Source organism: Amycolatopsis sp. NBC_00438, from assembly GCF_036026695.1.
GTDB lineage: Bacteria > Actinomycetota > Actinomycetes > Mycobacteriales > Pseudonocardiaceae > Amycolatopsis.
In genome coordinates, this window is the sequence record NZ_CP107923.1 from 9,381,353 (window position 1) to 9,401,573 (window position 20,221).

Genomic DNA, 20,221 nt, shown 5'->3' on the forward strand with positions numbered 1-20,221 from the left:
AGGTGCCACTATGAAGTCATGGCTGCTGCGAAGTCGAAGTCGGAACCGACTCGGATCCTCGTCCTCGGTGGTGGGTACGTCGGGCTCTACACGGCGTACGGCCTCCAGAAGATGCTCCGGGCCAACGAGGCCTCCGTGACCGTCGTTGACCCGCAGCCCCACATGACCTACGCGCCGTTCCTCCCGGAGGCCGCGGCCGGCGCGATCGAGCCGCGGCACGTGGTCGTGCCGCTGCGCCGCGTGCTCAAGCGCTGCCACGTGCTGACCGCGCGCGTCACCAAGATCGAGAACGACAAGAAGTCCGTGACGGTCGAGGCCGCCGACGGCCACATCGAGCAGCTCGGCTACGACGTCCTCGTGGTCGCGCTCGGCGCCGTCGCCCGCATCCTGCCGATCCCGGGCCTGGTCGAGCAGGGCATCGCCTTCAAGACCATCGGCGAGGCGATCTACCTCCGCAACCACATCATGACCAAGCTCGACGAGGCCGCCAGCACCCTCGACCCCGAGCTGCGCAAGCGCCTGCTGACGTTCACCGTCGTCGGCGGCGGGTTCGCCGGCATCGAGGCGCTGGCCGAGCTCGAGGACATGACCCGCTTCGCGGTGGAGAACTACTACCCGAACATCCAGCCGGCCGACGTCCGCTGGGTGCTCGTCGAGGCCGCCGGGCGCATCCTGCCCGAGGTCCGCGAGACGCTCGGCGTGTACACGGTGGAGCAGCTGGAGAAGCGCGGCATCGAGGTCTACCTGTCGACGGCGGCGAAGTCGTTCGAAAACGGCCACGTCGTGCTGTCGGACGGCACCGAGTTCGACACGGACACGCTCATCTGGACCGCCGGCGTGAAGGCCAACCCGGTGCTGGCCAACTCGGACCTGCCGCTGGACAAGCGCGGCCGCCTCGAGGCGACGGCCGCCATGCAGGTCGTCGGCCACCCGGACGTCTGGACCGCGGGCGACAACGCGGCCATCCCGGACCTCTCGCGCACCGAAGAGGACCCGACGGCGACGTGCCCGCCGAACGCGCAGCACGCGGTCCGCCAGGCGAGGCTGCTGGCGAAGAACATCATCAAGGTGACCCGCGGCGGCAAGCCGAAGGACTACTTCCACAAGAACCTCGGCGCGGTGGCGAGCCTCGGCCTGCACAAGGGCGTCGCCGACGCGCTGAACCTGAAGATCAAGGGCTTCCCGGCGTGGCTGTTCCACCGCGCCTACCACCTCAAGGCGATGCCGACCTGGAACCGCAAGATCCGCATCCTGTTCGACTGGATCCTCGGCGGGCTGTTCCGGCGTGAGGTCATCTCGCTGGGCCAGATCAACAACCCGAAGGACGAGTTCGCGCGCGTCTCGAAGTCCTGAGTTTTCGGTGGGGAGAGCCCCTGTCCGCTTCGGCGGACGGGGCTCTTTCGTGTCGCGAGGCGACGGCGGGACCTTCGCGCTCGAGCCTGCGAAGCTCACCCACCACCGCCGCCGCCGGTTCGTTCGCGCTCGTCGTGGAAGCGCTTCCTTGCCGACTGTTAAGGGCCTTTTGGGGCAGTTGCCAGGAAATGCCCGACTGTGTGCCGGTGAGCGACATGGTCTGGACAACTGGGCCAGTGAGCGGGTATCCCTTTCTTCACTACGAAGAATAAGTCGGCGAACCTCCCCCTCGCCGACAAGATCCGATCACTCCGCACCGCCCGTCCCCACGGTCCCAGGAGCTCCCATGCGCTTTTCCCGCACCAAAGCGGCACTCGTGGCGGCGTTGCCCGCCGTGCTGAGTGTCGCCGTCATCGCCGGCGCGCCCGGCACCGCGGCCGCGGCCGGCCCCGCCTTTCCCGCCCACTACGCGGCCCCCTACCTGCAGATCAGCGACTCCGACGCCGGTCAGATGTCCGCCGACATGAACGCCACCGGCACCAAGTTCTTCACACTCGCGTTCCTCACCCCGCAGTCCGGCTGCACGCCGGTCTGGGAAGCGAACGGCACCGGCGTCGGCTCCTTCAAGACGCAGATCAGCGCGCTGCAGGCCGCGGGCGGCAACGTCATCCCGTCGTTCGGCGGCGCCGAAGGCGGTGAGCTGGCCCAGACCTGCACGAACACCGCCAGCCTGACCGCGGCGTACGCGAACGTGGTCAACACCTACGGCACGCCGCGCCTGGACTTCGACATCGAAGGCGGCGTCCTCGGCGACACGGCGTCGAACCAGCGCCGCAACTCCGCGCTGGCCGCACTGCAGCAGCAGAACGGCGCGGTCCAGGTCGACTACACGCTGGCCGTCGACCCCACGGGCATCCCGGGCAATGAGCTCGACCTGCTGCGCGACGCCAAGAACAAGGGCGTCAAGGTCAGCGTCGTCAACCTGATGGTGATGGACTTCTACGACGGCCAGCCGGTCCTGGGCGACGCCCTGTCCGCGGCCCGCGCCAGCGCGTCGCAGCTGGCGAGCCTGTACGGGATCTCGACGTCGGCGGCGTACGCGATGATGGGCTTGACCCCGATCGCCGGCCGCAACGACGACGGCGCCCAGTTCAGCCAGTCCGACGCGCAGCAGCTGGAGACGTTCGCCGCCCAGAACGGCGTCGCGGAGCTGTCGTTCTGGGAGCTCCAGGACTACGACCGCGCGACGGGTTACGCGTACTCGAGGATCTTCAACGCGATCACCGGCGGCGGCACGACCACCCCGCCGCCCGCGGGCAGCGGCACGATCACCGGCTACGGCGGCAAGTGCGTGGACGTGGCAGGAGCCTCCTCGGCGAACGGCACGACGGTCGACCTGTACACGTGCAACGGCACGACGGCCCAGACCTGGACGTCGACCGCGGGCACGCTCCGAGCACTGGGCAAGTGCCTGGACGTCAACGCGGCAAGCACGGCGAACGGCGCGAAGGTCCAGCTCTACGACTGCAACGGAACGGGCGCCCAGCAGTGGACCCACACGGGCAACCAGCTGGTCAACCCGGCCTCGGGCAAGTGCCTGGACGCCACGGGCCCCAGCTCCGCGGACGGCACCCCGCTGCAGATCTGGACGTGCACGGGCAGCGCCAACCAGTCCTGGACGCTGAACTGAGTCCACAGTAGACACGAGGCCGGGCGGGGACACCCCTGCCCGGCCTCGTGGCTCGCGCGGGGCGTGGATCGCCTAGAGTGTGCGGTGCCCCCGTAGCCCAACTGGCAGAGGCAGTCGACTTAAAATCGACCCAGTGCGGGTTCGAACCCCGTCGGGGGCACTTTGCTGTCAGGCGGCCGAGCGTTCGCTCATCGGGCGGCGGCGGAGGGGGACCTCCTGCAGTGCCTGCGGTACGAAGTCCTGGTCCAGCGCGCTCACGTTCGTGCCCGGCGGGACTATCTCGTCGATCCGGTCCAGTACCTCGTCCGACAGGGTGACCTCCAGTCCGGCCAGGAGGTCGTCCAGGTGGGTCATTGTGCGCGGGCCGATGATCGCGCTTGTCACGCCCGGGTGGGAGATCGCGAACGCCATCGCCAGGTGGGTCAGCGGCATGCCCGCCGAGGCTGCCAAGGGGATCAGCTGCTCCACCACGTCGATGCGGTGCGAGTCGTTCAGGTGCTTCAGCATGCCCGCGCGGCGGAGGTCGTTCGCGCCGTCTCGGCGGACTCGGCCCGTGAGCATTCCTTGGCCCAGGGGGCCCCAGACCAGCGTGCCCATTCCGTGGCGTTGCGCTGTCGGGAGGACTTCGCGCTCGATGCCCCGGCTCAGGATCGAGTACGGCGGCTGCTCCGTGTGGAATCGCTCGAAGCCTCGGCGGGAGGCGGCCCACTGGGCTTCGACGATGTCCGATACCGGCATCGCCGACGTGCCGATCGCGCGGACCTTGCCGCTGTGGATCAGGTCGTTCAGCGCCGAGAGCGTTTCCTCGATGTCCGTCGACGGGTCCGGGCGGTGGATCTGGTACAGGTCGATGTGGTCGGTCTGCAAGCGGCGCAACGAGTTCTCGACCGCGGTCATGATCCAGCGTCGTGAGGTGCCCTGGTGGTTGGGGTCTTCGCCGGTCGCGCGGCTGAACTTGGTGGCCAGGACCACGTTGTCGCGGCGGCCCTTGAGGGCCTTGCCCACCACGTCTTCGACGTCGCCGTAGGCGTCGGCCGTGTCGACGAAGTTGATGCCCGCGTCCAGGGCCTTGTGGATGACGCGGATCGAGTCCTCGGGGTCGGGGTTGCCGATGGACGTCGCGAACATCAGGGTGCCGAGCGCGTACGGGCTGACCTTGATGCCGGTGCGGCCGAGGGTGCGGTACTGCATGGGAGGTGGCTCCTGGGGGTAGTCTCGGGGCGTAAGCGGAAAGCTCTTCCGCTACTATACGGAAAGGCTTTCCGGTTATGCAACCGCGCAAGCTGCGCGCCGATGCCCAGCGCAACGTCGACGCCCTGCTCGAAGCCGCAAAAAACGTCTTCGCCACCTCGGGTGTGGACGCTCCCGCGAAGGAGATCACCGACCTGGCCGGGGTCGGTGTCGGGACGCTCTACCGGCACTTCCCGCAGCGCGCCGACCTCGTCGTGGCCGTGCTGCACCGGGGGATCGACACCTGCGCCGCCGCCGGGCCGGCGCTCAGTGCCGAGCATGAACCCGAGGTGGCGCTCGCGGAGTGGCTTCGCCGGTACACCGCGTTCGTCGGGACCAAACGCGGCCTCGCGACGGCCCTGCACTCGGGGGATCCGGCCTTCGACGGCCTGCCCGGGTACTTCATGCAACGGCTCGAACCCGTGCTCGGCGCGCTGCTCGACGCCGCCGTCGCGACCGGCGGGACCCGCGCCGACGTCAGCGCGAAGGACCTGATGCACGCCATCGCCCTCTTGTGCCAGCCGGTGCGCGGCGAAGGCATCGAGTTCAACCAGCGCATGGTCGCCGTACTCGTCGACGGGCTCCGGCGCGCCTGAAACCCCGATGTACGCCGGGTGTACTCCCCGTCCACGCTGCGCGGAAACCCGCATTCCGCGAGGTCATCCGTACGGGGAGAGCAGCATGACAACCTCCAGCAAGGTGGGCCGCGCGGCCGTGTACGGCGCCGCCGGGCTCGCCACCGCCGGGGCGACCGCCGCCGGGGCCTTCGCCGCCGACGACGTGACGCCGGTCGCCGCGGCCGGCGGACGGCCCGCCGTCGCGCCGGTCAAGGTCGCGCCCCTCGCGGCGCCGGCCGCCCAGAAGGTCGCCCAGCCCGCAAAGCACACGCCCGCGAGGCACGCTCCGGCAAGCACACGCCGGCCAAGCACGCCACGGCCAAGTCGGGTTCCCGCAAGAAGCCTGCTCAGCGGCCGGCCGTGAAGCGCCAGGCCGTGCAGCCGGCGCAGGCGAACCACGTCGTCCTGCCGCACCTCGTCGCCAAGCTCGTGGAACTGCCGAAGCCCGCGTCGCCGTCCGCGCTCGACCAGGCGACCGCCGAGGTCGGGGCCGCGAAGAAGGCCGCCCCGCCGTCGCCGGTCGGACAGGCGGGCCCGGTTCCGACCAGCACGTGGTCGTCGAACGGCGTGTCGATCGTCATCGCGAGCGAGCGCGGTCCCCCGGGTGGTGCCAACGGTTCCGGCCGTTTCTCGTACGCCGGCCACCGGGTGCCATACCGTCCACAGTGGTCGGATGCCGATCCTGTTTGCCCGGTATGCGCGCTTCGGAAAACGGCGTTTCCGGAGTCGCATTCTGCACTTTTCTGGCTTCTTCATGCCCTTCCGGGCAACACATTCGAGTTAACGGGGACACCGGAAGTAGCCCTTGTGAGGTCCATGTATGCTCCGGTGTCGCTTGACCGGGTGATAACTCACTCGAATCGGTGGCCGTTGTGATCGGGGCTTGGTCTCACGCGGCCCCCCACGTCGTGGTTCGGGCTCTGATAGGAGATTTATGCAGGTCAGGTCAGCTCTCGTACGTGGCGGGATCGCGGCTCTCGCCGCGGCCGCCGCGGTCATGGTCGGTGCTCCGGCGGCTCTCGCCGACGACGGTGCCGCCCACGGCAAGGTCGACGGGAACGGTGGCACCGTCGGTTACCGGCTCAACCTCGGGAAGGGCGGCGACTACATCGCCGAGCTGTTCTCGATGAAGCTCTCCAACGGCAGCACCCTCAAGCTCTACTGCGTGCAGATCACCGTCGGCCTGCGCACCGACGTCGACATGGTCGAGCGCCCCTGGAACAAGTACCCCGCGAAGGGCCCGTTCCAGGAGAACAGCGCGAAGATCAACTGGGTGCTGCACCACGGCTACCCGGGCGCCGGCCTCGACGCTCTCGGCAGCGCGCTGGGCAAGGCGGGCGTCACGGTCCACGGCGGCGTCTCCGAGCGCGAGGCCATCGCCGCGACGCAGGCCGCGGTCTGGCACTTCAGCGACGGCGTGAACCTCGACGCCACCAAGCCGCTGGCGGAGGAGAACTCGGCCGACGCCAACGCCGACGTCGCCGCGCTGTACGGCTACCTGACCGGTGACCAGAACAAGGGTCTCGCCGCGCAGCCGAAGCCGACCCTGAACGTCGCCGCGGACAAGACCGAGGGCACCGCGGGCAGCAAGATCGGCCCGTTCTCGGTCGCGACCTCCGGGGACATCACCGCGCTGACCAGCCAGCTGCCCGACGGCGTCAAGATCACCGACGCCGACGGCAAGGAGCTGAAGGCTTCGGACGTCAAGGACGGCACCAAGCTCTACGTCGACGTCCCGGCCGGCACCAAGCCGGGCAAGGGCGCCTTCGAGCTCAAGGCCAGCGGCGAGCTGGACACGGGCCGTCTGTTCGTCTCCGAGAACTACGCGCGGCAGCCGGCCCAGTCGCTGATCGTCGCCGACTCGGAGAAGACCGAGGTGACCGCGAACGCGGCCGCCAGCTGGACCGAGGCGGGCGCCCCGGCGACCAGCCCGGCCCCGACCACCCCGGCCGGTTCCCCCGGCGGTGGCGGCGACCTGGCCAACACCGGCGTCGACGCGGCCGTGCCGTTCACCGTCGGCGGCCTGCTGCTCGGTGGCGGCGCGCTGATGCTGCTGGTGAACCGTCGCCGCAGCCGTGCGTGAACTGATCTGAGCTGAACCCGGACGGGGCCGGTCCACAGTGGACCGGCCCCGTTCCGGCGTCCGACGAACGGATTGCGACGTTCGGGGCGAAACCGGCGAACCGCGCACGCAGTGGTCTAGACTTTTCCGCCGACAGGCGAAGGGACGAGACCATGCGTGGTACGACCGTTCCGCCCGGGACGCCCGGCCGTCCGCCGCGGGCGGGAGAGCTGCCGATGCACCGGCTGGAGCTGCCCGCGCCGCACGCGGTGCCGTTCGCCGTCGGGACGTTCGACACGATCGGGCCGCTCTCGCGCGCGGAGTTCCCGCACCGGCACACCTTCCACGAGCTCGTCCACGTCACCGGCGGCACCGGCGCGCACGTCGTCGACCTGGCCCGCTGGCCGTTGCGGCCGCCGCACTTCGGCGTCATCGCCGCGGGCCAGGTGCACCACTGGGCCGGGGCCCGGAACCTGACCGGGCACGTCGTCCTGTTCACCGACGACTTCCTGCTCGACTACCCGGGCGACCGCGAACTGCTGCGACGCCTGGGCGAACGGCCGTGGCCGGAGCTCGACGCCCGCGCCGACGCCGACGTCACGCGCCTCATCACCGAACTGGAGGCGGAACACCGCCGCGGCGAGGACTCGGTCCTGCGGGCCCTGCTGCACGTCCTGGTCGTGCGCGTGGGACGGCTGCCGGGGACGCCCGCCGCGCCGCCCGCCCGGACCGGGGCGGTGGCGGCGGAGTTCGCCCGGCTCACCGGACGTCCGGACCTGGGGCTGTGGTCGGTGCACGCGCACGCCGAACGCATCGGCGTCACCCCGGAGCACCTCACCGAGGCGGTCAAGGCCGCGACCGGCCGCACGGCCGCGCAGCTGGTGCGGGAGGCGCGGATCCGGGAGGCCAAGCGCTTCCTGCTCCGGACGGATCTCACGGTCCGGCAGGTCGCCAGCCGCGTCGGCTTCGCCGATCCGGCGTACTTCTGCCGGTTCTTCCGGCGCGAGACCGGGCTGAGCCCCGGCGACTTCCGCCGCACCGGCGAGAAGCACCACGACTGACCGCTCCGGTCCATCGCCGGGGAGCGGGTGCGCTCCTTACCGTCGAGGGCATGGACGAAGAGACCAAGCTGAGCCGCAAGACGCTGCTGCGGGCCGCGTTGGCCGCCGGTGTCGCGGCGCCCGTCGCGCTGATCGGCGGTCCCGCGCTGGCCCGCACCGCCGCGGCGGGCAGCCAGGCCCCGGAGCTGACGCCGTCGTGCCACGACGACGACGATCCGACGCCCGAACAGATCGAAGGCCCGTACTTCAAGCCGAACTCGCCGGAGCGGACGTCGCTCGTCACGCCCGGCACGCAGGGCACGCGGCTGACCGTGACGGGCTACGTCTTCGGGCTCGCGTGCCTGCCGGTGAACCGCGCGCTGCTGGACTTCTGGCAGGCGGACGTCAACGGCGCGTACGACAACACCGGTTTCACCTTCCGCGGCCACCAGTACACCGACGCCCGGGGCGCGTTCACGCTGTCGACGATCGTCCCGGGCCTCTACCCGGGCCGCACCCGGCACATCCACGTGAAGGTCCAGGCGCCGGGCCGGCCGATCCTGACCACGCAGCTGTACTTCCCGAACGAGCCGCGCAACAACACCGACTCGATCTTCGACGCGCGGCTGCTGATGACCGTGCGGGACAACGGGAGCGCGAAGGAAGCGGCGTTCGACTTCGTGCTGAACGTGCCGCAGACGCCGACCACCACCGGCACGCCGCCACCGGCTTCGACAACTTCGACGCCGCCCGGCGGCACCACCTGGGCGGCGGGCACCAACTACGCGGCCGGCGCCCGCGTCACCTACGGCGGCCGGGACTACGTGTGCTTACAGGGGCACACGGCCCAGCCGGGCTGGGAGCCCCCGAACGTCCCCGCGTTGTGGCGGACGGCCTGAGACTCCCAGCGTGAGGTCGTGAGTGTTCAGGGCGGTTCTAACCGCCCTGAACACTCACGACCGGGGTTCAGCAGTAGAGGTTGGCGCCGGGGTCGACGCCGAGGACCGAACTGATCGAGCGGTACTTGGAGACGCGGCTTTCGACCTGGGCGGGGTTGCCGCCGTTGCATTCGATCGAGCCGTTGATGCTGCGGATCGTCTCGCCGAAGCCGCGGCCGTTGACGATCGCGTTGTGCGGCGTCATCGAGCCCGGGCCGGTCTGGGTGTTCCAGTACCAGAGGCCGGTCTTCCACGCGACGGCCGAGTTCTGCTCGACCTGCCAGGGGTTGCCGAGCAGGTCGATGCCGAGCGCGTCACCCGCGGCCTTGTAGTTGAAGTTCCAGCTCAGCTGGATCGGGCCGCGGCCGTAGTACGCGGCCTGGCCGGCCGGGCAGCCGTAGGACTGGCTGTAGTCGCAGTAGTGCGGGTAGTTGGCCGTGTTCTGTTCGACGATGTAGACGAGGCCGCCGGTCTCGTGGTCGACGTTCGCGAGGAACGCGGCCGCCTCCTGCTTCTTCACCGTGTCACTGCCCGTGTTCGCGAAGCCGGGGTAGGCGGACAGCGCCGCGGTCAGGCCGCTGTAGGAGTAGAAGCCGTTGCGGCCCGGGAAGATCTGGTTGAACTGCGCTTCGCTGACGACGAACGAGCCCGGGTTGCCGGGGTTCGTGCCGCCGCCGTCGCAGCTGTAGGGCTCCCAGTACCAGGTGCTGATGATCGGGTCGTAACCCGGATTCGCGTTCTTGGCGCGGTAGTAGCCGCCGTTGGTGTACTTGACGACCGCGCCGACGTCGTACCACTGCCCGGCGACCCAGTTGGGTGCGTTGCAGGTCGTGCCGCCGCCACCGCCGTCACAGCTGTAGGGCTCCCAGTACCAGGTGCTGATGATCGGGTCGTAACCCGGATTCGCGTTCTTGGCGCGGTAGTAACTGCCGTTGGTGTACTTGACGACCGCGCCGACGTCGTACCACTGGCCGGCGACCCAGTTGGGCCCGCTGCACGCCGCGGCGGCGGCCTGCGGGGCGGCGGTGGACAACGCGGGGACACCGAGCACGAGCGCGGCTGCGGCCGCAAAGGCCGAAATCACCGCGACAAGACGTCTTCTCAAGGCTCGCTCACTCCTTCGGCCACGACAGGGTCCGGACGGGGGGAGGCGTCCGGGTGTCGAAGAGGGGGTGCTCATCCGGCCGGGAAGAACGTGACACCAGTCACTAGAGCAGATTGGTCTAGTCCAGTCAAGAAGCCTGGCCACGCGGGCAACGGGTGTGCGCGAACGGCCCTGGCATGATGCGCCCATGGCCGGACATGTCACGCGCGCCGCGGCAGGCAGCGAAGTGGGGCAGCGCTACTCCGCGAACTTCGATGTCGTGCACCTGACCGAAGATCCGTTGCTCGCGGTGGTCGCCGACGGCATGGGTGACGGCGAAGGCAGCCGGCTGGCCGGACGGACCGCGGTCGACGTCTTCGTCGCGCGGGCGGGCGGTTCCCCGGACTCGTTGCGGGAAGCGGTCGCCGCGGCGCAGCGGGAGGTCGGCGAGTCCGGCCGGCGGATCGGCGGCCTGGCCGGGTGCACGCTCACCGCGCTCGTGGAGTCCGGCGGCGGGTACTGGCTCGTCCAGATCGGCGACTCGCGGGCCTACCGGCTGCGCGACGGCCTGCTGGAGCTGCTCACCACCGACCACACGATGGCCTGGCTCGGCGCGGTCAACGGCTGGTACGCGTTCGACTCGCCCCAGGCGTCGGCCGCGCGGTACCAGCTGACGCGCTACATCGGCCACCCCGCGCGTCCGGAGCCGGACGTGCTCAGCCTCGCGCTGCGCCCGGGCGACGTGCTGCTGCTGTGCAGTGACGGCGTCGCCGAGCAGGTGCCCTACGAGCGGATCCACGAGATCCTCGGCCGGCGGGGCGAGCCGGCCGAACAGGTCCGGCGGCTGCTGGCCGTCGCCGAGGCGGCGGGCGGCCGGGACAACGCGACGGCGGTGGTCGTCCACGTCGTCCCGGCGCCGTAGGCCACGGGGTCAGCGCGCTTGCGGGATCCGCACCTTGGCGGGTTGCACGAGCCGCAGCAGCCGGGCCCGGCCCAGCCGGTGGAGCATCTCGCCGAGCTCTTCCGGCGCGATGCTGCTCTCGAGGTCGATCCGCGTCACCTCGACCACGCGGTCGATCTCCGTGACCGGGAGCCGGGCGCCGAACTCCCCGGTCAGCCACACCCCGACCTCGTCGACGACGTTGTCCGCCCGGTGGCTTCGTACGGTCATCGCTCTCCTCGTTTCGGCTCGCTTGTTACCCAGGTCGAGGCCGGAAAATGCCGACCTGACGCGGGTTCGACGGCCGAGCCCGGAAGCCATGACGCCGAACGGCGAAATTGGCCGCGAGAAAGCTTTCCGTGTTCGGGCAAGTGAAATCCGTGACGATGAGTGTCACTCACATGGGCGGAACTCCGACCGCAGTTGTCGGCCGATCGGGTGGAAATCGGGGGAACTTGCCCGATCGGCCGTACGTCCCAGGACGCTGGAGACGTCCGGTGGGGTGCGGGTGTCCCTCGGCGGGGCGCGGAAACGGAGACACGATCGATGGGCCGGTACGACCGGACCGACCTCGGGGCCTACAGCCTCGGGTTGCTCGACGACGCCGAAACGGCGCGGGTCGAGCGGCACCTGGCGTCGTGCTCCGACTGCCGCCAGGAGGTCCGGGAGTTCGAGTCCGTCCGCATCATGCTGGACAGCCTCGGAAAGTCCACTTAGGACTTCCGCCGGAAACCGTCGGTGCCCGCCGCTAGGTTGCCGGGCGTGACCGATGACCTGTTCCTGAGCCCGACCCGGGCCACCTACGCCGTGGTCGCCGAGAGCTACGGCAGCTTCGTCCCACCGATTCGCGAAGACGTCGAGGACCGCGCGCTGCTGGCGGCGTTCGCCGACCTGGTCCGCGACGGCCCGGTCGCCGACCTCGGCTGCGGCACGGGCCTGGTGACGGCCTACCTGGCGTCGCTCGGCCTCGACGTCGCCGGCATCGACCTGACGCCGGAGATGCTCGCGGTCGCCCGCCGCGACTACCCTGAACTGCGGTTTTCCGAGGGCTCGCTGCTGGACCTCGATCTCCCGGACGATGGTCTTTCCGGTGCGGTGGCGTGGTATTCGATCATCCACACCCCGCCCGCGCGGCTCCCGGCGGTGGCGGCGGAGCTGTTCCGGGTGGTGCGCCCGGGCGGTCACCTGCAGCTCGGCTTCCACGTCGGCGACCGGCGTCACCACCGGACGGACGGGTACGGGCACGAGGGGTTTTCGCTGGACATCTACTGGCTCCCGGTCGACGGGGTCTGCGACCTGCTTCGCGACGCGGGGTTCGAGATCCTGACGACGGTGCTGCGCAACCCGTCGGCGCGAGTACCGCAGGGACGAGTGCTGGCGCGCAAACCCGCCTGACGCACGCCCGCGGCTCAAAGCCGTGAATGGCACATCGAGGGACTCAGAGTCCCTCGATGTGCCATTCACGGACCTCGGAAGTGCGGGTCAGCGGGGTGCGGCGGCCTTGAGGCCCCGATGCTCGGTGACGTCGGGGGCTCGCGCCCCCGAAAGCTCAGTAGTCGTCGCGTCCCGTGAACTGCTGTTCCAGCAGCTCGGCCGCGCCCGCGACGAGTTCGAGGGGATCGATGAACTCGTTGATGTCCAGGTTGATCAGGGGCAGCGAGTGCCGCAGCACGATGTGGTCGCCCATCACCGCGACCCCGCCGACGATGGTCGACTCGCCGACCTCGGTCAGCACCGACAGGAGGTCGACCTCGTCGTGCCGGGCGAACGGCGTCGCGATCTGCACCCAGTCCTCGCGCTGGTCCAGGATCTCCCGGGCGATCACCATGATCTGGGCGCGGTTCTCGGTGTCCGGCTCGTCGCCGAAGATCAGCCGGATGCGGATCTCGTCGGGCTCGTCGCGCACCACCCGGTAGGCCTGCCTGATGTACGCGACCAGGTCGCCCCATTCGGCCATCAGACGGCTCCGATCCGGTCGAGGTCGGCGAGCACGTCCGCCGGCAGCTCCAGGTCCGCGGCCGCGAGGTTCTCGCGCAGGTGCTCCGGCGAGGACGTGCCCGGGATGAGCAGCATCGACGGCGACCGCTGCAGCAGCCACGCGAGCGCGACCTGCATCGGCGTCACGCCCAGACGCTCGGCGCAGTCGTCGAGCAGCCCCGACTGCAGCGGGCTGAAGCCGCCGAGCGGGAAGTACGGCACGAAGGCGATCCCCTCGGCCGCGCACTTGTCGACGAGCGGGTCGTTTTCGCGGTGCGCCAGGTTGTACTGGTTCTGGACGCAGACGACCGGCGCGATCGCCTTGGCCTCGTCGAGCTGGTCCGCGGTCACGTGGCTGACGCCGAGGTGCCGGATCAGGCCCTTCTCCCGCAGGCCCGCGAGCACCCCGAACGGCTCGGCGAGCGACATCGCGACCGGGTAGCCGCCGGTCGCGTCGCTCAGCCGCAGGTTGACGACGTCGAGCGCGTCGAGGCCCAGGTTCCGCAGGTTGTCGTGCACCGCCTGGGTGAGCTCGTCAGCCGACAGCGCGGCCGGCCACCCCTTGTCCTCGCTGCGCCGCGCCCCGACCTTCGTGACCAGGTGGACGTCTTCGGGGTACGGGTGCAGGGCTTCCTTGATCACGGCGTTCACGGTGTGCGGACCGTAGTAGTCGCTGGTGTCGATGTGCGTGACACCCGCTTCGACGGCCTCGCGCAGCACGGCGACCGCGGTGTCGTGGTCCTTCGGCGGTCCCCACACGCCGGGGCCGGCCAGCTGCATCGCGCCGTAGCCCATCCGGGACACGGACAGTTCGCCGCCGAGAAGGAAAGTACCGCCGGGATCGGACATGTCACTCCTTGCTGTAGGTGCCGCGAAGGAGTCTAGGGAGGTTCCGGCTCAGCCGCAGACACCTTTGCCGCGCAGCACCCGCGTCACCGACTGCTGGACGCGCGTCTTCGGCAGCTCGCCCGAGGCGACGGCCTTCTCCAGCCGGTCCAGCACTTCGCCGATCCGGCCGCCGGACGACCACAACGCCTGGTCCGCGCCCGCTTCCAGGGCCTTCAGGACGGCGTCCGGCAGCGAATACTGCGCCGTGATCGCCTTCATCGCGCCGAGGTCGTCGGTCAGGATCGGCCCGGTGAAGTGGAATTCGCCGCGCAGCAGCTGGTACGCCGCCGGCGAAAGTGACGCCGGGACGCCGTTCGTCAAGTCCGGCACGTCGAGGTGGCCGACCATCACGGCGACCGGGCCGTAGTCGGCGATGTTCCGGTAGGGCGCGAGGTCGACCGCGCGCAGTTGCGCGAGCGGCGGCGTGACGACCGTGCCCTTGTGCGAGTCACCAGATCCGTGGCCGTGGCCGGGGAAGTGCTTCAGCACCGGCTGGACACCCGCGTCGCGGAGGCCCGCCGCGAACGCCGTGGCGTACGTCTTCACGCGGGCCGGGTCGGGGCTGAAGGACCGGTCGCCGATGACGTCGTCGTCCGGGGCGTCGGTGACGTCGGTGTCGGGCGCGAAGTCCACCGTGACCCCGCGGGCCTTGAGCTGCCGGCCACGGTCGGCGGCGATGCCGCGCACCTGGTCCGGCGTCTTCGTCTTCGCCAGTTCGCGCGCCGACGGCATGTCGCCGTCGAGATCGTCGATGCGCTGGACGCGGCCGCCCTCTTCGTCGACCGAAACGCCCACCGGGATCTTCGCGACGCCCTGCACGGCGTCGAGTGAGTGATCTTTCAACAACGCTGTTGCGTTACCACCGATGAAGATCCCGCCGACCTGGTTGTCGCGCACCAGCGACACCGTCGAAGCCGGGTTGTCCCCGGTCACGCCGACGACGACCAGCTGCGCGACCTGCCGGCGGAGGTCGAGGCCGTTCACCAGCGACGCGCAGTCGCCGGGACGCGAGAGACTCGAGGTCGGCGCGGGTGCGGGGGTGCCCGCGGGGACGGGCGGGGTGGTGGGAAAAGGCGTCCGCGGGAGCGCCAAACCGGACACGGTCCGCGGCTGCAGGCCGATGACCAGCAGACTCACGGCCACGATGCACACGGCCACCCCCAGGGCGGCCAGACTTCGGCGGTTCATCGGTCCCTTCACTCGTCGGCGGGCCCCACGACGGTAGTCGACGCCCCGGCTTCACCGTGTGAAGAGGACCGTGAAGAAGGCGATCACCGGCGTTAGAGAATTCGTGAAGGCGGTCTCACCAGACTGGGCGGCGTCAGGAAAATCGATGACGGTTACCAGGAGGCACGATGGACCAGGTGCGCGTGGCGGCATGGGCGTCCGACCCGATCGCCCTCACCGGGTTGATCAACCACCTGCGGTCCCGTCCCGAACTGCTGGTCGTCCCGCGAGCCCGCCGTGGCGAGGCCGCCGTGCTCGTGTTCGCCGCGAACCAGGTCGACCGCGACGTCATCGCCGCCCTGCGGGCCGCGTCCGCGGAGTCGCCCGCCGCGATCGTGCTGGTGGCCGGGCACGTCGACCCGGCGCACCTGAGCCTGCTCGCCGACTGCCACGTCTCCGCCGTGCTGCCGCGGACCGCGCTCGACCGGCTCACCGACAGCGTGCTCGCCGCCGCGCGGGGCCGGACGGCGTCGCTGCGCGACCAGGTCGAGGCCCTGGCCCACGAGGGCGCCGGGGCGTCGCTGACGCCGCGCGAGGTGGATGTGCTTCGCTTGATGGCGGAAGGCTGGGACACTGCCGAGATCGCGGGCAAGCTGTGCTACTCCGAGCGGACCGTGAAGAACGTCATCTACGCCATGACCAACCGGCTCAACTTGCGCAACCGGCCGCACGCGGTCGCGTACGCCGTGCGCGCGGGTGTGATCTGAGGGAAGCTCACGCACGTGGGAACGATCGTCCGCCGGACCGCCGCGGCGGCTGCCGCGCTGGCCCTGCTCGCCGCCTGCAGTCCGAGCGACGCCGGGGGCAAGACCAAGCTCACCATCGCGACCTTCGGTGAGTTCGGGTACGCGCCGCTGATCGCGGAGTACGAGAAGCTGCACCCGGACGTCGAGGTGCAGAACCGCGTCACCGACTTCGACACCCACCACAAGGGCCTCGCGACCCAGCTCGCCACCGGCCACGGCGCGGCCGACGTCGTCGCGATCGAAGAGCAGTACATCCCGCAGTACCGGAAGGCGAAGGACAAGTTCGCCGACCTCGCCCAGTTCGGCGCGCGGGACCTGCAGGGCCAGTGGGCGCCGTGGAAGTGGGCGCAGGGCACCGACGGCGATTTCGTCCTGGGCCTCGGTACGGACATGGGCAGCCTCGCCCTCTGCTACCGGCGCGACCTGTTCCAGGCGGCCGGCCTGCCGACCGACCGTGACGCCGTCGCGAGGCTGATCCCCGACTGGAACGCCTACGCCGCCACGGCCCAGCGGTTCTCCGAAAAGACACCGGACGTCAAGTTCGCGGACTCCGCGGGCACCGTCTACACGGCGATGCTGAACCAGTCGCCCGAGAACTACTTCGCGGCGAAGGACGATTCCTACATCGGCGGCACGAACCCGACCGTGCGCAACGCCTTCTACCTCTCCGGAGGGATCGCCGAAAAGGGCCAGACGGCGGCCGCGACCACCTTCACGCAGGCCTGGAACGTGGCCATCAAGCAGGGCTCGTTCGCCACGATCGCGTGTCCCGCGTGGATGCTCAGCCAGATCAAGCAGTCCGGCGGCGACGCCAACAGCGGCAAGTGGGACGTCACCACCGTGCCCGGCGCCAGCGGCAACCAGGGCGGTTCGTTCCTGACCGTCCCGAAGCAGAGCGAGCACCCGAAAGAGGCGTACGACCTGGCCCGCTGGCTGACGGCGCCGGAGCAGCAGAAGAAGCTGTTCCTCTCCGACGGCATCCTGCCCAGCGAGCCGGCCGTCTACAAGGACCCGCAGGTCGTCGCGCACACCGACCCGTACTTCGGCGACGCGCCGATCGGGAAGATCTTCGCCGCGTCGGCCGACTCCCTGCGGCCCAACTACCGGGGCCTGCACGACGCCGACGTCCGGCCGGAGTTCGGCCGCGCGCTCGGGCGGATCGAGGACAAGACCGAGAACGTCGACCAGGCCTGGGCGGACGCCGTCCAGCAGGCCCAAGCAGCCCTGAAGTAGCTCCGCGTGCAGCACCGGCTCGCCCGTTTCGACCGCAAGGTCACGCCGTTGCTGCTCATCGCGCCCTTCTTCGGGTTGTTCGTCGTCTTCGGCGCGTTCCCGCTGCTCTACACGATCTGGGTGTCGCTGCACGACTGGAACCTGCTCGACGGCGACCAGGGCTACCGCGGGCTCGCCAACTACGGCGAGCTGCTCACCGACCCGCGGTTCTACAACGCGCTGGCCAACACGGTCGGCATCTTCGTGCTCGCCGCCGTCCCGGAGTTCCTGCTGGCGCTGGGGATCGCCGCGCTGCTCGACCGGCCGCTGCGGGCCGCGACCTGGTGGCGCACCGGGATCCTGCTGCCGAACGTCGTATCGGTGGTCGCCGTCGGGCTCGTGTTCGGGCAGCTGTTCAGCCGCGACTACGGCGTCGTCAACGAGGTTCTCGGCTGGTTCGGCGTCGCGCCGGTCAACTGGCAGGCGAGCACCTGGTCGTCGCACGTCGCGGTGGCGTCGATGGTGCTCTGGCGCTGGACCGGCTACAACGCGCTGATCTACCTGTCGGCGATGCAGGCCGTGCCGGCGGACCTGTACGAGGCCGCCGCGCTCGACGGCGCGTCGCGGTGGCGCACGTTCTGGTCGATCACCGTCCCGGGCATCCGGCCCGCGCTCGCCTTCACGGCCATCGCCGGCACCGTCAACGGCCTGCAGCTGTTCGCCGAACCGCAGCTGTTCGACGCGGGCGGCTCGGGCGGGACCGGCGGCAACGACCGCCAGTTCCAGACCGTGACGATGTACTTGTACGAGAAGGGGTTCACGCACTTCGACGCCGGTTACGCGGCCGCGCTGACCTGGGTGCTGTTCGTCGTCTGCGTGCTGTTCGCGCTGGTGAACTACCGGCTCGTGCGCCGGTTCGTGAGGTCGGCGTGACGGCCCGGCGGCGGCCGGGCGCCTGGGTGTACGCCCTGCTGATCGGCGTGCTCGGCGCGTCGATGTTCCCGCTGTACTGGTCGTTCGTGGTGTCCACAAGGGACAATTCGGCGATCGGGGAGACGTCACCGCTGCTGCTGCCGGGCGGGCACCTCTTCGAGAACGTGCGCCGCGTGTTCGACACCGTCGACTTCTGGCTCGCGATCGGCAACTCGCTGATCGTCTCGGGCACGGTGATGGTGTCCAACGTGGTCTTGGCGAGCCTCGCCGGGTTCGCGTTCGCGCGGCTGCGGTTCCCCGGCCGCAACACGTTGTTCCTGCTCGTCGTCGGCTCGGCGATGGTGCCGGCGCAGCTCGGCGTGATCCCGCTCTACCTCGTCGTCGGCGACCTCGGCTGGTACGGCCGGCTCGAAGCGGTGATCGTGCCCGGCCTGGTCAGCGCGTTCAGCGTGTTCTGGATGCGGCAGGCCTGCGAGAACGCGATCAGCGCCGACCTCGTCGACGCGGCGACCGTCGACGGCTGCTCGATCCTGCGCACCTACTGGCACGTCGCGGTCCCGTCGTTGCGCCCGCAGGCCGCGGTGCTCGCGATGCTCACGTTCATGGCGACGTGGAACGACTACTTCTGGCCGCTGGTGGTACTCGACCCCAACGAGACGCCGACCGTGCAGGTCGCGCTGTCGCAGCTGGCCAGCGGTTATTACACCGACTACGCGCTGATGCTGACCGGCGCGACCGTGGGCGTGCTGCCCGTCATCGCGGCGTTCCTGCTGCTCGGCCGGTACGTCGTCCGGGGGATCCTGAGAGGGGCGCCAGTGTGACGGAGTTTCCGGCGGGTTTCCGGTGGGGCGCGGCGACCGCGTCGTACCAGGTCGAGGGCGGCGTCACCGAGGGTGGCCGCGGACCGTCCATCTGGGACACCTTCTCGGCCACCGAGGGTAAGGTCCTCGACGGCGCGTCCGGCGAGGTCGCCTGCGACCACTACCACCGCTACCCCGAGGACATCGGCCTGCTGGCCGGCCTCGGGCTCAACGCGTACCGCTTTTCGGTGGCGTGGCCGCGGATCATGCCCGACGGCGTGACGACGTCCGCGGCCGGTCTCGGGTTCTACGACCGGCTGGTCGACGAACTGCTGAGCCGCGACGTCACGCCGGTGCTGACGCTGTACCACTGGGACCTGCCGCAGGCGCTGGAGGACGCCGGCGGCTGGCCGGCGCGGGACACGGCGTTCCGGTTCGCCGAGTACGCGGCGGTGGTCCACGACGCGCTCGGCGACCGCGTCGAGCAGTGGACGACGATCAACGAGCCGTTCTGCGCGGCGTACCTGGGGTACGGCAGCGGCGTGCACGCGCCGGGCGTCCAGGACTACGACACGGCGCTGGTCGCGGCGCACCACCTGCTGCTCGGCCACGGCCTGGCGACACGCGCGTTGACGGAGCAGGCCCGGCCGGGGCACGAATTCTCGCTGGCGTTGAACTTCGCGCCCGCCATCGCGGACGGCTCGTCACCGGCTCACGCCGAAGCGGCCCGGAAGTTCGACGGCATCCACAACCGGTTCTTCCTGGACCCGGTGCTGGGCAAGGGCTACCCCGCCGACGTCGTGGCGGACGTCGCCCACCACGGCGGCCGCTTCGCCGCGTCGGTCCGGGACGGCGACACGGACATCATCGCGGCGGCCATCGACTGGCTCGGGGTGAACTACTACGCCCCGGCCCGGGTGACGCCGCTCGCGGACCCCACGGCGCCGAGCAACTGCCCGCTGCCGGGCTTGCGAGGCCTGGACGTGCTCCCGGCTCGGCCGCCGCTGACGGCGTTCGGCTGGGAGCAGTCACCCGAGACGCTGACTTCGCTTCTGAGCTGGATTTCCACCCGCTCCGGTGGCTTGCCGCTGGTGGTGGCGGAGAATGGTGCGTCCTTTGTGGACGAAGTGGTCGACGGCCGGGTCCACGACGCTGCCCGCGTCGCCTACTTCGACTCGCACGTCCGCGCGGTCCACGACGCGATCGTTGGTGGCGCGGACGTGCGCGGCTACTTCGCGTGGTCCCTGCTGGACAACTTCGAGTGGGCGATGGGGTACTCGCAACGGTTCGGCCTGGTCCACGTCGACTTCGAGACCCAGGTCCGCACGGTCAAGGACTCCGGCCACTTCCTCGGGCGCATCGCCAAGGCCAACGCCCTCCCCACCTAACCGACCCTCCAGGTACGCGACCCGACTCTCCAGGTACGCGACCCGACCCTTCCGGTACGCGACCCGACTCTCCAGGTACGCGTGTTGTCCTTGGCG

22 protein-coding genes and 1 tRNA gene are annotated in these 20,221 nt (G+C 70.2%); 15 read left to right on the forward strand and 8 right to left on the reverse strand.

Annotated elements, in window-relative coordinates; all coding sequences use genetic code 11:
- The first annotated feature begins 18 nt into the window (after window positions 1–18).
- From OG494_RS43270 to OG494_RS43280, 3 genes are all read left to right on the forward strand, one after another.
- On the forward strand, window positions 19–1,353 hold the full coding sequence (locus OG494_RS43270; RefSeq protein ID WP_328448837.1) for an NAD(P)/FAD-dependent oxidoreductase: 1,335 nt from the start codon (window positions 19–21) through the stop codon (window positions 1,351–1,353).
- Between the two features lie 346 nt (window positions 1,354–1,699).
- A complete protein-coding gene (locus OG494_RS43275) occupies window positions 1,700–3,043 on the forward strand; it encodes a ricin-type beta-trefoil lectin domain protein (protein WP_328448839.1) in 1,344 nt (447 codons plus the stop codon).
- A gap of 86 nt (window positions 3,044–3,129) precedes the next feature.
- Window positions 3,130–3,203, forward strand: a tRNA-Leu gene (locus OG494_RS43280).
- A gap of 8 nt (window positions 3,204–3,211) precedes the next feature.
- On the opposite strand, the gene OG494_RS43285 is transcribed toward OG494_RS43280, so the two are convergent.
- Window positions 3,212–4,234: an aldo/keto reductase gene (locus tag OG494_RS43285; protein ID WP_328448841.1), complete on the reverse strand. Its 1,023-nt coding sequence runs from the start codon at window positions 4,232–4,234 to the stop codon at window positions 3,212–3,214.
- 77 nt (window positions 4,235–4,311) lie between these two features.
- Between OG494_RS43285 and OG494_RS43290 the strand changes: the two genes are divergently transcribed.
- Entirely contained in the window at window positions 4,312–4,869 is a 558-nt protein-coding gene (locus OG494_RS43290; protein ID WP_328448843.1) for a TetR/AcrR family transcriptional regulator, read from the forward strand.
- Window positions 4,870–4,932: 63 nt separating this feature from the next.
- Here the strand turns inward: OG494_RS43290 and OG494_RS43295 are convergent, their stop codons facing one another.
- Together OG494_RS43295 and OG494_RS43300 are read right to left on the reverse strand one after the other, a co-directional pair.
- On the reverse strand, window positions 4,933–5,103 hold the full coding sequence (locus tag OG494_RS43295; protein ID WP_328448845.1) for a hypothetical protein: 171 nt from the start codon (window positions 5,101–5,103) through the stop codon (window positions 4,933–4,935).
- A gap of 134 nt (window positions 5,104–5,237) precedes the next feature.
- Window positions 5,238–5,471, reverse strand: a complete 234-nt coding sequence (locus tag OG494_RS43300; RefSeq protein ID WP_328448847.1) for a hypothetical protein — start codon at window positions 5,469–5,471, stop codon at window positions 5,238–5,240.
- Between the two features lie 353 nt (window positions 5,472–5,824).
- Between OG494_RS43300 and OG494_RS43305 the strand changes: the two genes are divergently transcribed.
- From OG494_RS43305 to OG494_RS43315, 3 genes are all read left to right on the forward strand, one after another.
- Entirely contained in the window at window positions 5,825–6,973 is a 1,149-nt protein-coding gene (locus tag OG494_RS43305) for a thioester domain-containing protein (RefSeq protein WP_328448849.1), read from the forward strand.
- A gap of 152 nt (window positions 6,974–7,125) precedes the next feature.
- The gene (locus OG494_RS43310) at window positions 7,126–8,013 is read left to right on the forward strand and encodes an AraC family transcriptional regulator (protein ID WP_328448851.1); all 888 of its coding nucleotides are present in this window, start codon (window positions 7,126–7,128) and stop codon (window positions 8,011–8,013) included.
- Window positions 8,014–8,063: 50 nt separating this feature from the next.
- Window positions 8,064–8,891, forward strand: a complete 828-nt coding sequence (locus tag OG494_RS43315) for a dioxygenase family protein (RefSeq protein ID WP_328448853.1) — start codon at window positions 8,064–8,066, stop codon at window positions 8,889–8,891.
- Between the two features lie 67 nt (window positions 8,892–8,958).
- Here OG494_RS43315 and OG494_RS43320 read toward each other — a convergent pair whose 3' ends face one another.
- Entirely contained in the window at window positions 8,959–9,981 is a 1,023-nt protein-coding gene (locus OG494_RS43320; protein WP_328459202.1) for a chitinase, read from the reverse strand.
- Window positions 9,982–10,222: 241 nt separating this feature from the next.
- On the opposite strand from OG494_RS43320, the gene OG494_RS43325 reads away from it, so the two are divergent.
- Entirely contained in the window at window positions 10,223–10,936 is a 714-nt protein-coding gene (locus OG494_RS43325) for a PP2C family protein-serine/threonine phosphatase (protein ID WP_328448854.1), read from the forward strand.
- 9 nt (window positions 10,937–10,945) lie between these two features.
- On the opposite strand, the gene OG494_RS43330 is transcribed toward OG494_RS43325, so the two are convergent.
- A complete protein-coding gene (locus OG494_RS43330; RefSeq protein ID WP_328448856.1) occupies window positions 10,946–11,185 on the reverse strand; it encodes a hypothetical protein in 240 nt (79 codons plus the stop codon).
- Window positions 11,186–11,500: 315 nt separating this feature from the next.
- On the opposite strand from OG494_RS43330, the gene OG494_RS43335 reads away from it, so the two are divergent.
- Both OG494_RS43335 and OG494_RS43340 read left to right on the forward strand, forming a co-directional pair.
- Entirely contained in the window at window positions 11,501–11,671 is a 171-nt protein-coding gene (locus tag OG494_RS43335; RefSeq protein WP_328448858.1) for a zf-HC2 domain-containing protein, read from the forward strand.
- A 45-nt stretch (window positions 11,672–11,716) separates the two neighbouring features.
- Entirely contained in the window at window positions 11,717–12,349 is a 633-nt protein-coding gene (locus tag OG494_RS43340) for a class I SAM-dependent DNA methyltransferase (RefSeq protein WP_328448860.1), read from the forward strand.
- Between the two features lie 154 nt (window positions 12,350–12,503).
- Here OG494_RS43340 and OG494_RS43345 read toward each other — a convergent pair whose 3' ends face one another.
- Genes OG494_RS43345 through OG494_RS43355 form a run of 3 tightly spaced genes read right to left on the reverse strand, consistent with a single transcriptional unit; the run spans window position 12,504 to window position 15,007 of the window.
- On the reverse strand, window positions 12,504–12,911 hold the full coding sequence (locus tag OG494_RS43345; protein ID WP_247057777.1) for a hypothetical protein: 408 nt from the start codon (window positions 12,909–12,911) through the stop codon (window positions 12,504–12,506).
- Window positions 12,911–13,780 (reverse strand): oxidoreductase, encoded by an 870-nt coding sequence (locus OG494_RS43350; RefSeq protein WP_328448861.1) that lies wholly within the window; start codon window positions 13,778–13,780, stop codon window positions 12,911–12,913. Before OG494_RS43350 ends, OG494_RS43345 begins: the two co-directional genes overlap by 1 nt.
- Before the next feature lie 48 nt (window positions 13,781–13,828).
- Entirely contained in the window at window positions 13,829–15,007 is a 1,179-nt protein-coding gene (locus OG494_RS43355) for a glycoside hydrolase family 3 N-terminal domain-containing protein (RefSeq protein WP_328448862.1), read from the reverse strand.
- A 167-nt stretch (window positions 15,008–15,174) separates the two neighbouring features.
- Here OG494_RS43355 and OG494_RS43360 point away from each other — a divergent pair, with 167 nt between their 5' ends.
- Genes OG494_RS43360 through OG494_RS43380 form a run of 5 tightly spaced genes read left to right on the forward strand, consistent with a single transcriptional unit; the run spans window position 15,175 to window position 20,125 of the window.
- Entirely contained in the window at window positions 15,175–15,753 is a 579-nt protein-coding gene (locus tag OG494_RS43360; RefSeq protein WP_328448863.1) for a helix-turn-helix transcriptional regulator, read from the forward strand.
- A gap of 15 nt (window positions 15,754–15,768) precedes the next feature.
- Entirely contained in the window at window positions 15,769–17,025 is a 1,257-nt protein-coding gene (locus OG494_RS43365; RefSeq protein WP_328448865.1) for an extracellular solute-binding protein, read from the forward strand.
- 6 nt (window positions 17,026–17,031) lie between these two features.
- Complete coding sequence (locus OG494_RS43370) at window positions 17,032–17,937, forward strand: carbohydrate ABC transporter permease (RefSeq protein ID WP_328448867.1); 906 nt, start codon at window positions 17,032–17,034, stop codon at window positions 17,935–17,937.
- Window positions 17,934–18,758: a carbohydrate ABC transporter permease gene (locus OG494_RS43375; RefSeq protein ID WP_328448869.1), complete on the forward strand. Its 825-nt coding sequence runs from the start codon at window positions 17,934–17,936 to the stop codon at window positions 18,756–18,758. The genes OG494_RS43370 and OG494_RS43375 overlap by 4 nt, the downstream gene beginning before the upstream one ends.
- A complete protein-coding gene (locus OG494_RS43380) occupies window positions 18,755–20,125 on the forward strand; it encodes a GH1 family beta-glucosidase (protein WP_328448871.1) in 1,371 nt (456 codons plus the stop codon). Before OG494_RS43375 ends, OG494_RS43380 begins: the two co-directional genes overlap by 4 nt.
- Window positions 20,126–20,221 lie beyond the last annotated feature (96 nt).

Bases quoted from the DNA above. Each gene is read 5' to 3' on its own strand.
- OG494_RS43270 (WP_328448837.1), top strand. From the start codon at position 19: ATGGCTGCTGCGAAGTCGAAGTCGGAACCGACTCGGATCCTCGTCCTC.
- OG494_RS43275 (WP_328448839.1), top strand. From the start codon at position 1,700: ATGCGCTTTTCCCGCACCAAAGCGGCACTCGTGGCGGCGTTGCCCGCC.
- OG494_RS43285 (WP_328448841.1), bottom strand. From the start codon at position 4,234: ATGCAGTACCGCACCCTCGGCCGCACCGGCATCAAGGTCAGCCCGTAC.
- OG494_RS43290 (WP_328448843.1), top strand. From the start codon at position 4,312: ATGCAACCGCGCAAGCTGCGCGCCGATGCCCAGCGCAACGTCGACGCC.
- OG494_RS43300 (WP_328448847.1), bottom strand. From the start codon at position 5,471: ATGACGATCGACACGCCGTTCGACGACCACGTGCTGGTCGGAACCGGG.
- OG494_RS43305 (WP_328448849.1), top strand. From the start codon at position 5,825: ATGCAGGTCAGGTCAGCTCTCGTACGTGGCGGGATCGCGGCTCTCGCC.
- OG494_RS43310 (WP_328448851.1), top strand. From the start codon at position 7,126: ATGCGTGGTACGACCGTTCCGCCCGGGACGCCCGGCCGTCCGCCGCGG.
- OG494_RS43315 (WP_328448853.1), top strand. From the start codon at position 8,064: ATGGACGAAGAGACCAAGCTGAGCCGCAAGACGCTGCTGCGGGCCGCG.
- OG494_RS43325 (WP_328448854.1), top strand. From the start codon at position 10,223: ATGGCCGGACATGTCACGCGCGCCGCGGCAGGCAGCGAAGTGGGGCAG.
- OG494_RS43330 (WP_328448856.1), bottom strand. From the start codon at position 11,185: ATGACCGTACGAAGCCACCGGGCGGACAACGTCGTCGACGAGGTCGGG.
- OG494_RS43335 (WP_328448858.1), top strand. From the start codon at position 11,501: ATGGGCCGGTACGACCGGACCGACCTCGGGGCCTACAGCCTCGGGTTG.
- OG494_RS43345 (WP_247057777.1), bottom strand. From the start codon at position 12,911: ATGGCCGAATGGGGCGACCTGGTCGCGTACATCAGGCAGGCCTACCGG.
- OG494_RS43350 (WP_328448861.1), bottom strand. From the start codon at position 13,780: ATGTCCGATCCCGGCGGTACTTTCCTTCTCGGCGGCGAACTGTCCGTG.
- OG494_RS43355 (WP_328448862.1), bottom strand. From the start codon at position 15,007: ATGAACCGCCGAAGTCTGGCCGCCCTGGGGGTGGCCGTGTGCATCGTG.
- OG494_RS43360 (WP_328448863.1), top strand. From the start codon at position 15,175: ATGGACCAGGTGCGCGTGGCGGCATGGGCGTCCGACCCGATCGCCCTC.